Source organism: Arthrobacter sp. zg-Y1116 (assembly GCF_024385485.1).
GTDB lineage: Bacteria > Actinomycetota > Actinomycetes > Actinomycetales > Micrococcaceae > Arthrobacter_B.
Genome location: NZ_JANFLR010000001.1, coordinates 425,218 through 437,247, shown reverse-complemented (window position 1 = coordinate 437,247; position 12,030 = coordinate 425,218). Strand labels below are relative to the sequence as shown.

Here is a 12,030-nt window from a genome sequence, read left to right as displayed (position 1 = left end):
AAGCCGCCCGACCCCTCGACGGCCAGGGCAGGCCGCTGCCGCCGCCGGCCCAAATCTATGAGGACGGCTACCGGGCGGGATTCAGGGATGCAGCTGCGCGGTTCCGGCCACCGGCGACCATCCACGTTCCGGAGGGTTCGGCTGACTCGGATCCTGCCGCCGTCGCACCGGCTCCTGCTTCACCTGCCCACGGTGCACCTGCTGCTACACCGGCTCCGGCTGCCGCCGCGGCACCTGCCCCCGCTGCAGCCCCGGCACCCACTGCTTCGTATGTCTCTTCCTACACTGTTCCCTCGTCTCCGTTCCATGCTCCGTCAGCGGCTGTGCCCCCTGCCGGGGTGCCGGGCGGCCACCCGCCGACCGTCGCCCCCGTGCCTGCCGCACCGAACCGGAACGTTCCCGTCCAGCCCAGGCCGGTTCCCCCCAAGCCGGCTCCGCCGGTGAAGACGGAAGCCGAGCTGAAGGAAGAAAAACGCCGCCGGGACCTGCGCAACATCAACATCACGCTCTACTCCGCCAGCCTCCTGCTGGTGGCTGCCGCGGCACTGTTCATCGGGCTGGCCATCCCCGCAGAGGCGCGCTTCTTCGGAGTTGTCGCTGTCACGGCTTTGTTCTACGTTTCAGGACTGGTCATCCATGCCAGGAGCGCCCGCCTTCGGCCGGCAGCCGTAGCCTTTACGGGTACTGGCCTGGCCTTGATCCCCGTGGTCGGACTCGCCCTGTTCAATTTCGTGCTTCCGGACGGGCCTGCAGCCTGGCTTGTCACCTCGGTGGTTGGAACCGCGGCGTTCGCCTACGCCGCTGCAAAGATTGAAAGCCGGGTAGTCACCTATCTCGCCTTGACGTTCCTGCTGTCCTCGGGCCTGGCTTCCGGTGCGGCACTGCGCTGGGGAATTGTCTGGTACTTCCTCTTCACCGTCATCATCGCCACCCTGATCAGCCTCGCGGCGGTCCGGCGTCCGGGCTGGCTGAACAACCTCTATGTGGACGCATTTGTCCGCTCCCACCGCTATCTGGTTCCGGCTACGGCCATAGCCACCGTCCAGATCTCCGGCCAGCTGAGCGCGGCGCAGCTGGGAATCCTGTTCCTCACATTCGCCCTCTACTACGCAGTCATGCTTTGGCAGGGACCCGCCCGAAACCAGCTCGTCAACAGCTACGGACTGCGGGCAGCCGGCACCGTGGGACTTACGTCCCTGTTCTATTCCTTTACGGACAGCACCCAGCTGACGTTGCTCGCGTTCGCAGTGCAGGTCGCGGTCCAGACGGCAGGGGTCCTGGCACGCCGCCCCTTGTACGGGGCCGCAGCCCTGCTGCAGGTGGCTGCCAGGAGCACCGGGCTGCCTTTGGACGGGGAGATCGACGAGCGTTCCCGCCACGAGGCCGGTGCCGGATCAACAGGGGGGTCCGCTCCGCTGGCAACGGCGGCGGGACAGGGCGAAAAGCCCGCAGGTGTGTCGGCACCGCCGGCCCCGCCGGCCCCGTCATCTCCCGCCGCGTTCCCGCCGGCCCCGGCAGCCGAATCCGGGCCTGCAGCGGCGGCCATCAGCCTCAAAAAGAAACCGGCGGCTGCCCCCGAAGAGGCTGCACGCAGGTTCTTCCGCGTCGATGTGGCCGCCCTGCTGGTTCTGCAGGCGTGCACCGCACTGGCAGCCGGACTCTGGTACGTGGTTCGCGAATGGGAGTCTTCGGGAAGTTCCGCTGCCTTCACCGGAACCGCCGTCGTGGTCCTGATGACGTATCTGGCCGCTGCCTGGAAGCTGGGCGGACTGCTCGAGTATGCCGTCCTGGTGCCTGCCGCCCTGGCCTTCGTGCCCAACACATTGATGCCCGGTGACGCACTGTGGCCGGGCGTCCTGGCCACCGCAGTCCTCTCTGCCTACCTGGTGGTCCGTGCGGTGCGGGGCGGCGCGGAGGAACGCCTGGTATTCGTCCTCGCCGCACGTGCTGCGGCTGTCCTGCTGGTGGCCCTGACTGTCCTTGCATCCCTTGCCGGAGTACCCGGCGTGAATGCAGGAGCCTGGGGCCTCGTCACCGCGGTGCTCGCACTGACGGCCAACCAGGCGGTTTCCGTTGTCCGTACCCGGCGCGCGAAACCCGAACGCTTCCCGGGTGCCGCCATCACGGCTGCCGCTGCTGCCGCGGCGGTCCTGACCCTGCTGCTCCGCTTCCAGGAATCGCCGGGGCTGGCGTTGACCTTGCTGGGCCTGTGGACCGTTGTGGCCGGAAACGTTTTGACATCCGTGTTGCGGCCCTCCGGAAGGTATCTCCTTGCTGCACCGGCTGGCTTCGCGGCTGCTGCGCTTACGGGTGCAGGCGTCCTTGGCGTCAGGGGCTACGAACTGCTTGCAGCCGCTGCTCTTTGCTACTGTGCCGTCCTGGCCTGGAAGCTGGCACCCAAGACGCACCGAACCTATTACCTGGCGGCAGGACAGACCCAGCTGACTGCTCTGTCTGCCCTGATTGCCGCAGACCTCGGAGCAGGGGTGCACGGGATCTTCATTGCCATGGCGGTCTGCCTGGCTGCCCAGCATCTCCTGCGGGTCCTCCTGGACCGGAAACTCCGGGGGCTCGGACTCTCCCAGACACTCCTGTGGGCAACCGTCAGCGTGCTGGCGGCGCTGCCCCCGCTCTATTACCTCCTTACCTACACGGCGGCACGGTCGGAGACCGGAGTCGTCCTGCTGCTCATCGGTATCGGGTCCGCGGTCCTCACCCAAGGTGCCTACACACTTGGGGCGGCGGGACGGACGCACTTCGGTGAACGCGGCGAGGCCGGTACCGGTTTGCCGGCGCCCGCTGCCGCAGTCTCCCGCGGGACCGCCGGCGGCACCGGCAGTAGGAGTGTCCCCGGCACCAAGGCTTCGGTCGGAGCTGTCGCCGCAGCAGGACTGGTGCTGCTGATGGAGATCGGCGTACGGGCGGCGGAAGGCAACGGAGCAGTTGCCACCGTGGCCGTTCTCGCAACGGCGCTTGGTGTCAACGTGTTTACGGCGCTGCTGCTCCGCCGCAGCTGGCCGGCTCTGACTGCACCCGCCGGCTTCACCGCAGCCGCCGTCGTTGGAGCGGGCGTCCTGGGGGTCAGGGGGTACGAGATCCTCGTGCTGGCAGCCCTTGCCTACTGCACATACCTAGCCCTGGGACGCAGCAACCCCCTCCGTGGTGCCTACCTCCTGGCTGCCCACATCCTGGCGGTTGTCCTGGCCGGGCTGGCGGCGGCCGACCTGACCGGGGACGTGCACCGGGTCTTCGCTGCCGTGGCAGTCGGCATTGCCGTCGGACAGGTGCTGCGGGCCATCTTTGCCGGGATGCTGGAACCCCTGGGGCTTGCAGCATGGGCGCGGTGGGGCGGCCTGGCTGCATCAACAGGAGTTCCGCTGGCATATATCGGACTCCAGGGCCCGGCAGCGCAAAGCGGCATGCTGATGTTCCTTGTCGTCTGCGCCGCCGGCGTGGCAGTGTTCAGCCAATTGGCCGCCGTCGTCCGGGTGCGGAGGGGCAGGCCGCTGAAGTTTGCTGCCGAGTTCCTCGCCGCCGCCGCACTGGTGGCGCTGCTGGCTACTGCCGCATCCCGCGGGGTCGAGGGACACGGGACCGGCTGGACCTTGGCGTTGCTCTGGACCGCGCTGGCCGCAAACGCAGCCACATCGCTGTTGCTTCCCGACCGGTATGAAGCAGCGGCGCTGGCAGGATTCGCCGCTGCCGCGGCCGTAGGTGCCGGAGTACTGGGGCTGTGCGGCTACGAACTACTGGTTCTGGCAGCGCTGGCCTACTCGGCGCACCTCGCACTGAAGCGCTCGGAACCCAACCGCGGTCTATATCTCCTCGGCGTGCAGGGCCTGCTGGTGGTCCAGACGGTGCTCGTAGCCACCGACCTCGGCGTCGGCATGCACGGTCTGTACATTGCGGGGGCAATGGCTCTGGCGATACAGCAGTTGTTCCGCACCCTGCTGCATCGCCGGCTCGACGCCCATGGATACTCGGAAACGTCGCAGTGGCTGAGCATCGCATTGCTGGCCCTGCTTCCGATCACCTACGGATTCCTTGCCGGAACGGCAATCCAACGGGACGTCGTTGCGCTGCACCTGGTCCTGCTCCTCATCACCGCCGCGGCGGTGTTCACGCGGCGCCGCGCGGAAGGCCACCCGAGGTCAGCCTGGGTTGTTTATCCCGCCGCGTACGCTTTGGGTGTGCTGGGGCTGGTCCTCGCCGACCTGCTGGAGTTCAGCAGCCGGGGGCCAATTCCGGAACCGCTGCTCACCACCGGCGCGGCAGGATCGGTTCTGCTCGTCCTCGCAGCGGCGGCATTGTGCGGGGAAGCGCGCCGGTCCCTCGACGAGCCCACCCGTACGGCACTGCTGGTAACTGCCATCGGGTATACCTCTACCGTCCTTGCGATCAGCGCGGCCGCAGACAACCGCTTCCTGACGGCTGCTGCCTTCGTCCTGGGCGCAGTGATCTTCCTGGCGGTCTCCTATACGCGCAGCCTCACCTGGCTGGCCGTTGGGACGCCGGTCCTGCTCACCGTAGGAATGATGGTCCTGTTCCGGGGACTCTTCGACACGATCCTGGCCGGCAGCGGGGACACCGGCTTCGCTTCGCTGCTGCCGCTCTGGGGGACCGTGGCTGTTCTCCAAGCCATCCGCCTCCTTACCCCCGTCCGTCCGGTCGAAGAGTCCGGGACCGGTGGTGCGGCGGGCAGCATTTCGCCCTCGCAGCTCCGCCGGCGCATCCTGGGTTCGGCGTCGGCCCTTATCCCGGCTCTGGCCGCCATACCGGCAATGGCCCCGGATTCGTCCGCCGCAGCCGGTGCACTGACTGTGGTTGCTGCCTTGGCGTTGGCACTCTTGGAGGTTCCATCCCGATTCCGCGAGCAGGCAGTGCAGGCCGCCGTGCTGGTGACTGCACTCGCGGTGCAGCGGATGGGCTGGCTCGTCCTGGGCCACGTCAGCGGATTCTGGTCCCTGCAGTACTGGGCCACCGTCCTGGCCGGATTGGCGGCTTACGAGTTCCTTCGCAAACGTGACCGGCGGGGCACTGCGGTCCTGGTGGTTTCGGCCGTCATTCTTTCCGCCAGCGGTCTGTCCACTGTCATCTTCGGTGGAGGTGGAAAACAGCTCTGGGCGCTGGTGGCACATGCCGGGCTCCTGGCCTTCGGCCTCCTGGCCAGCAGACGGCTGTTCACCCTGTGGGGCGCGGCCGGTGTAGCGCTGGCGGTGCTTTGGTACCTGCGGGGCTACACGTTCCTGCTCCTGGCCCTGCTGGGTATCGGGCTGATCGCCCTGGCCGTCTGGCGGCTCACCCGCGTGCGGACCGATGACCCGGGGAATCCAACTGTTCAAACTACGCAGGGGACCCCACCGGCCATTCCGGTGCCGGTGCCCGGGTTCACTCAGTCGGGTTCGGCAACGGCGTTTGCTCCGCCGGCGCCACCGGCAGCGGTGTATCCGGCGCAGGGGAGTGCCTCGGCGGTCTTCGGACCCTCCACCACCGGCAGTGCCGATGGAGTCGGGCCTGCATCCGGGAGCAACGCCGGACCCGGAACGGACGCACACGGTCCGGGCCGTATGCAGGGACCCGAAGAGGACCGCACGCACTGACGGCCCGGCGGATCCTTGGCGCGTGCAGCGCAGGGGAGAGGCTGTTCTCCGGCACCGGCCAACCGGCTCCGGCCGACCTGGCCGGCTCCGGTGCCGGAGGGATCGGGGGAGGGACCAGCAGCAATCCCGTGCAAGGCGCAGACCGCCGCGCGCAGACTAAGGAGGAGCCCCGTGCCGCTGACGCCGGGCAACGGCTCCGCTAGGCTCGGAAGATGGAATTCCTTATCCTTCTGGTGATCGTGGCCGCAGTGGTGGCAGGTATCGGGTGGTCCCGTAAGCGGTTCCGCCCCGAAATCGAGCGGGCCAAGCGCATCCGCCGGTCCAACCGGGACGGCAGCTCCTGACTTCCAAGGCGCCGCCCTCGGTGCGTTAGACTGGTGGAAGTTAACACGCCGCCCGTTGAGGGGTTTACCCCGGGAGCAGCGTGAACGGACTTGGGCAGCCCGGCGTCGGGACCCTGGAGGGAGACCTCCGGAGACAGATACCTGATTAGCCATCTGTGCCCGAGTCTGGCAGACTAGAGAAGTTGTTCAAGCGCTTTTGTGCCCACACGCGCCCACGTTCCTGCGAACAGCAGGGGCCAGGCAGTGGTGAGATTTCGTCCCGGTCAGGATAATGCCTGATGCAGGGTCGGATCCTTCAGGGAAAGAGCCCATATATAACCCGCCCCTATTCTTGCTCGGCGTCGTTGGTCTCAACACCGCGACACGCCCGAGCGCGGGGGTCGGAGCCTCGGCAGGGTGAGGAACCCGGAATTATCCGGATTCAGTCTGTTGGAGGGGCGCCAGGCCGTAAGGCAGTTCGGTGCAAAAACTGTACAGAGAGCATTACTCGAAGAAAGAGGCACGACGCCATGGCGGGACAAAAAATCCGCATCCGGCTGAAGTCGTATGACCACGAGGTCATCGACGTATCAGCACGGAAGATCGTTGAGACGGTCACGCGTGCAGGCGCAACGGTAGTAGGCCCCGTGCCGCTGCCCACGGAAAAGAACGTTTACGTTGTTATCCGTTCGCCGCACAAGTACAAGGACAGCCGCGAGCACTTTGAAATGCGCACGCACAAGCGCCTGATCGACATCATTGACCCCACGCCTAAGGCCGTTGACTCGCTCATGCGTCTCGACCTGCCTGCCGACGTGAACATCGAAATCAAGCTGTAGGGGGGGAGCGGATACTTATGTCTACTTCACTTACACGCCAGGTAAAGGGACTGCTGGGCACCAAGCTCGGCATGACCCAGGTTTGGGACGAGAACAACAAGCTCATCCCCGTAACCGTCGTCCAGGCTGACTCCAACGTCATCACGCAGCTGCGCAACGCGGAAAAGGACGGCTACACCGCCGTTCAGATCGGCTACGGCCAGATCGACCCGCGCAAGGTGACCAAGCCGCTGGCCGGCCACTTTGAAAAGGCCGGCGTTACGCCGCGCCGCCACGTAGTTGAACTGCGTACCGCCGATGCCGACACTTACGAGCTGGGCCAGGAACTCTCCGTTGAGATGTTCGCGGCCGGCCAGAAGGTCGACGTCACCGGAACCTCCAAGGGTAAGGGCTTTGCCGGTGTCATGAAGCGTCACGGCTTCCATGGCGTTGGTGCCTCCCACGGTGCACACAAGAACCACCGTAAGCCGGGTTCCATCGGTGGCGCATCCACCCCGGGCCGCGTCTTCAAGGGCGTTCGGATGGCGGGCCGCATGGGCGCCGTCCGTCACACCACCATGAACCTCACGGTTCACGGTGTGGACGCCGAGAAGTCGCTCCTGCTGATCAAGGGTGCCGTTCCCGGCGCCCGCGGCCAGGTCGTCCTCGTACGCTCTGCCGTGAAGGGAGCTTAGTCTCATGGCTAACGAAACCACTGTTGAATTCCCCGCAGAGATCTTCGACGTTCAGACGAACGTACCGCTGCTCCACCAGGTGGTAGTTGCTCAGCTTGCAGCCGCCCGCCAGGGTACGCACAAGACGAAGACGCGCGCCGAGGTAAGCGGCGCAGGCCGCAAGCCGTTCAAGCAGAAGGGCACCGGCCGGGCTCGTCAGGGCTCCATCCGTGCTCCTCACATGACCGGCGGCGGCGTTGTCCACGGACCGACGCCCCGCGATTACAGCCAGCGCACCCCCAAGAAGATGAAGGCTGCTGCACTGCGCGGCGCCCTGTCGGACCGGGCACGCAACGGCCGTATCCACGTCCTCGAATCCCTGGTTGAAGGCACCAAGCCTTCCACCAAGGATGCACTGAGCGCCCTGCGTTCGGTTTCCGACCGCAAGAACCTGCTCGTTGTTATCGAGCGCGCCAACGATGTTGCCGCACTTTCCGTGCGCAACGTTCCGGCTGTTCACGTGATCTACGTAGATCAGCTGAACACCTATGACGTGCTTGTTGCCGACGACGTGGTCTTCACCAAGGCTGCCTACGACGAGTTCGTCGGCAAGAACACAGTCAAGGAGGACGCCAAGTGAGCGCGACCACCGCTAAGGATCCGCGCGACGTAGTGCTTGCACCCGTCGTCTCGGAAAAGAGCTACGGCCTGATCGACGAAGGTAAGTACACCTTCCTGGTCGACCCCCGCTCCAACAAGACCGAGATCAAGCTGGCCGTGGAGAAAATCTTCTCCGTCAAGGTCGACTCGATCAACACCATCAACCGTGCCGGTAAGCGTAAGCGGACCAAGTTCGGATGGGGACAGCGCAAGAACACCAAGCGCGCCATTGTCACCCTCAAGGACGGCACAATCGACATCTTCGGCGGTCCGCTCAGCTAGGGCGGAGACCACTTTAACGAGGAATAAATAATGGGAATCCGTAAATACAAGCCGACTACCCCGGGCCGTCGCGGCTCGAGCGTAGCCGACTTCACCGAAATCACGCGGTCGACGCCGGAAAAGTCGTTGGTACGTCCGCTGCCCAAAAAGGGCGGCCGTAACAACACCGGTAAGATCACGACCAGGCACAAGGGTGGTGGACACAAGCGTCAGTACCGTCTGATCGACTTCCGCCGCCACGACAAGGACGGCGTCAACGCACGCGTTGCCGAGATCGAATACGATCCGAACCGTACCGCCCGCATTGCCCTGCTGCACTACGTTGATGGCACCAAGCGTTACATCATTGCTCCGAACAAGCTCAAGCAGGGCGACTTCGTAGAGGCCGGCGCCGGCGCTGACATCAAGCCCGGCAACAACCTGCCCCTGCGCAACATCCCCGTGGGTACCACCATCCACGCTGTTGAACTTCGTCCGGGCGGCGGCGCCAAGATGGCCCGCTCCGCCGGTGCATCCGTTCAGCTCGTTGCCAAGGAAGGCCGCTTCGCCCAGCTGCGTCTGCCCTCCGGTGAAATCCGCAACGTTGATGTGCGCTGCCGCGCCACGATCGGCGAGGTCGGCAATGCCGAGCAGTCGAACATCAACTGGGGCAAGGCCGGCCGTATGCGCTGGAAGGGCGTACGCCCGACCGTCCGTGGTGTCGCCATGAACCCGGTCGATCACCCGCACGGTGGTGGTGAAGGTAAGACCTCCGGTGGACGCCACCCGGTCAACCCGAACGGTAAGCGCGAAGGCCGTACCCGCCGTCCCAATAAAGAGAGCGACAACCTCATTGTGCGTCGCCGTCGTTCCGGCAAGAACAAGCGATAGGAGCCTGGAAACATGCCACGCAGCCTGAAGAAAGGCCCCTTCGTCGACCAGCACCTGTTTCTCAAGGTAGCGGCCGAAAACGAAAAGGGCACCAAGAACGTCATCAAGACGTGGTCCCGCCGTTCGATGATCATCCCCGACATGCTCGGGCACACGATCGCCGTACACGACGGACGTAAGCACATTCCGGTGTTTGTCACCGAGTCGATGGTCGGGCACAAGCTCGGCGAATTCGCTCTGACGCGGACATTCCGCGGCCATGTGAAGGACGACCGCAAGGGCAAGCGCCGCTAGGCGCTGCTCTTTCGGCAGAAGACGAGAGAAGGAAAGCAATGGAAGCCAAGGCAATTGCGCGTCATATCCGCGTAACGCCTATGAAGGCCCGGCGCGTCGTCAACCTTGTTCGTGGCAAGCAAGCGAATGAGGCTCTGGCAATTCTGAAGTTTGCCCCCCAGGCAGCTTCGGAGCCGGTACTTAAGGTAATTCAGTCGGCTATGGCCAATGCACGTGTCCTCGCGGACCGTGACGGCGTGGCCTTCGACGAGGGTGACCTCTTCGTCAGCGAAGCATTCGTTGACGAAGGACCCACCATGAAGCGGTTCCAGCCGCGGGCCCAGGGCCGCGCCTACCGCATCAACAAGCGGACCAGCCACGTCACCGTGGTAGTCGCAACCCCTACGATCGAGGAGGAACGCTAAGTGGGACAGAAGGTAAACCCGCACGGGTTCCGACTCGGCATCACCACTGACCACGTATCGCACTGGTTTGCTGACAGCAACAAGCCGGGCCAGCGTTACAAGGACTTCGTCCGCGAGGACATCAAGATCCGTCAGCTGATGTCCACCGGCATGGACCGCGCCGGCATCGCCAAGGTTGAGATCGAGCGCACCCGTGACCGTGTTCGTGTGGATATCCACACTGCACGTCCGGGCATCGTGATCGGCCGCCGCGGCGCCGAAGCGGACCGCATCCGCGGCGAGCTCGAAAAGCTCACCGGCAAGCAGGTCCAGCTGAACATCCTCGAGGTCAAGAACCCCGAGATGGAAGCACAGCTTGTTGCCCAGGGTGTTGCTGAGCAGCTCTCTTCCCGCGTGGCTTTCCGCCGTGCGATGAAGAAGGCCATCCAGTCCGCACAGCGTGCCGGCGCCAAGGGTATCCGTATCCAGTGCTCCGGTCGTCTGGGCGGCGCTGAAATGAGCCGTTCCGAGTTCTACCGCGAAGGCCGTGTGCCCCTGCACACCCTCCGCGCGCAGATCGACTACGGTTTCTTCGAAGCCAAGACCACCTTCGGCCGCATCGGCGTGAAGGTCTGGATCTACAAGGGCGACGTTACCGCTAAGGAACTGGCTGCACAGCAGGCTGCTGCACCGTCCCGCGGACGCTCCAACGATCGTCCGGGCCGCGGCCCGGCCGACCGCGGTGACCGTGGCGGCGACCGCCGTCGTCGTCCCGAGCGCGGCGACAAAGCCGCCGCGCCTGCTGCTGCAGAGGCTCCGGCCGCTGAGGCAGCTGCCCCCGCAGCAGAAGGAGGACAGGCTTAAATGCTTATCCCACGTCGAGTCAAATACCGTAAGCAGCACCACCCGGGTCGCTCCGGCGCTGCAACCGGCGGCACTGCCGTCAGCTTCGGCGAGTGGGGTATCCAGGCTCTGACGCCTGCATACGTCACCAACCGCCAGATTGAAGCTGCGCGTATTGCCATGACACGCCACATCAAGCGCGGCGGTAAGGTCTGGATCAACATCTACCCGGACCGTCCGCTGACGAAGAAGCCTGCTGAAACCCGTATGGGTTCCGGTAAGGGTTCTCCGGAGTGGTGGGTTGCAAACGTCAAGCCGGGCCGGGTTCTCTTCGAACTCTCCGGTGTTTCCGAAGAGGTAGCTCGTGAGGCCCTGCGCCTGGCGATCCATAAGCTGCCGTTGAAGGCACGCATTGTGCGTCGCGAGGGTGGTGAATAGAAATGGCAGTTGGATCAAAAGAGCTGACAACCGAGCAGCTGGACGGCTTCGATAAGGACCGTCTCGTAGAAGAACTGCGCAAGGCCAAGGAGGAGCTGTTCAACCTCCGCTTCCAGTCGGCTACCGGCCAGCTGGAAAACCACGGTCGTCTGCGTGCAGTGAAGCGCGATATCGCCCGCATCTACACGGTGCTGCGTGAGCGCGAGCTGGGCATTCGTCCCGAGGTTGTCGCTCCCGTTGAGGAAGCAGCACCCGAGGCACCGAAGAAGTCAAAGAAGAAGGCTACCAAGTCTGAAGCTGAAGCCAAGGTCGCTGAGGATGATGCCAAGTGAGCGAAAACAAGAATGAGGCAGCAGTGACAACTGACGCAAACGGCGCCGATGCCCGCGGGTACCGGAAGACCGCACGCGGCTACGTGGTCTCGGACAAGATGGATAAGACCATCGTTGTCCAGGTTGAAGACCGCGTGAAGCACGCCCTTTACGGCAAGGTTATTCGCCGGACCGAGAAGCGCAAGGCCCATGACGAGCAGAACGCTGCCGGCATTGGTGACCTCGTGCTGATCGCCGAGACCCGGCCGCTGTCCGCTACCAAGCGGTGGCGCCTGGTCGAGATCCTCGAAAAGGCCAAGTAACCTAGTAGTAAGAAGTACCGGCCGGCCCGCCGGTGTGTTCCCCGCGACAAGCGGAGAACACGCCGGCACCGTCCACAGCGTGAGGGCCCCGGCCGCGTTATCATCTTCGATTTCGCTTCCGGGGCCTTTTCGCGATAAACTTGAAATCTTGTCTGTGTGGTGCGGAAGTGTGTCCGGAATCCGGTCTCGAACCGGGGCTCCGGTACTGCCT

General features: G+C 64.8%; 13 protein-coding genes. All 13 read left to right on the top strand.

Annotated elements, in window-relative coordinates:
- Positions 1–440 precede the first annotated feature (440 nt).
- The 13 genes from NNX34_RS01995 (at position 441) to rpsQ (ending at position 11,819) form a co-directional block, all read left to right on the top strand.
- The gene (locus NNX34_RS01995) at positions 441–5,600 is read left to right on the top strand and encodes a hypothetical protein (RefSeq protein WP_255764881.1); all 5,160 of its coding nucleotides are present in this window, start codon (positions 441–443) and stop codon (positions 5,598–5,600) included.
- 212 nt (positions 5,601–5,812) lie between these two features.
- On the top strand, positions 5,813–5,944 hold the full coding sequence (locus NNX34_RS01990) for a hypothetical protein (protein WP_255764880.1): 132 nt from the start codon (positions 5,813–5,815) through the stop codon (positions 5,942–5,944).
- Between the two features lie 509 nt (positions 5,945–6,453).
- Entirely contained in the window at positions 6,454–6,762 is a 309-nt protein-coding gene (gene rpsJ, locus NNX34_RS01985) for a 30S ribosomal protein S10 (RefSeq protein WP_146361073.1), read from the top strand.
- 17 nt (positions 6,763–6,779) lie between these two features.
- Complete coding sequence (gene rplC, locus NNX34_RS01980) at positions 6,780–7,436, top strand: 50S ribosomal protein L3 (RefSeq protein WP_255764879.1); 657 nt, start codon at positions 6,780–6,782, stop codon at positions 7,434–7,436.
- 4 nt (positions 7,437–7,440) lie between these two features.
- Complete coding sequence (rplD, locus tag NNX34_RS01975; protein ID WP_227918737.1) at positions 7,441–8,055, top strand: 50S ribosomal protein L4; 615 nt, start codon at positions 7,441–7,443, stop codon at positions 8,053–8,055.
- Positions 8,052–8,357 (top strand): 50S ribosomal protein L23, encoded by a 306-nt coding sequence (rplW, locus tag NNX34_RS01970; RefSeq protein ID WP_104052736.1) that lies wholly within the window; start codon positions 8,052–8,054, stop codon positions 8,355–8,357. Before rplD ends, rplW begins: the two co-directional genes overlap by 4 nt.
- Before the next feature lie 30 nt (positions 8,358–8,387).
- The gene (gene rplB, locus NNX34_RS01965) at positions 8,388–9,227 is read left to right on the top strand and encodes a 50S ribosomal protein L2 (protein ID WP_146361090.1); all 840 of its coding nucleotides are present in this window, start codon (positions 8,388–8,390) and stop codon (positions 9,225–9,227) included.
- Between the two features lie 12 nt (positions 9,228–9,239).
- Complete coding sequence (gene rpsS, locus NNX34_RS01960; protein ID WP_104052734.1) at positions 9,240–9,521, top strand: 30S ribosomal protein S19; 282 nt, start codon at positions 9,240–9,242, stop codon at positions 9,519–9,521.
- Positions 9,522–9,559: 38 nt separating this feature from the next.
- A complete protein-coding gene (gene rplV, locus NNX34_RS01955; protein ID WP_227918735.1) occupies positions 9,560–9,925 on the top strand; it encodes a 50S ribosomal protein L22 in 366 nt (121 codons plus the stop codon).
- Positions 9,926–10,768, top strand: coding sequence for a 30S ribosomal protein S3 (gene rpsC / locus NNX34_RS01950; protein ID WP_227918732.1), 843 nt, complete (start codon positions 9,926–9,928; stop codon positions 10,766–10,768).
- Positions 10,769–11,185 carry a 50S ribosomal protein L16 gene (gene rplP, locus NNX34_RS01945; protein WP_055239353.1) on the top strand — a complete coding sequence of 139 codons (417 nt, stop codon included), beginning with the start codon at positions 10,769–10,771 and terminating at the stop codon, positions 11,183–11,185. It abuts the gene before it with no gap.
- Positions 11,186–11,187: 2 nt separating this feature from the next.
- Positions 11,188–11,517, top strand: coding sequence for a 50S ribosomal protein L29 (rpmC, locus tag NNX34_RS15995; protein ID WP_304658988.1), 330 nt, complete (start codon positions 11,188–11,190; stop codon positions 11,515–11,517).
- Positions 11,514–11,819, top strand: coding sequence for a 30S ribosomal protein S17 (gene rpsQ / locus NNX34_RS01935; RefSeq protein ID WP_279326965.1), 306 nt, complete (start codon positions 11,514–11,516; stop codon positions 11,817–11,819). The genes rpmC and rpsQ overlap by 4 nt, the downstream gene beginning before the upstream one ends.
- Positions 11,820–12,030 lie beyond the last annotated feature (211 nt).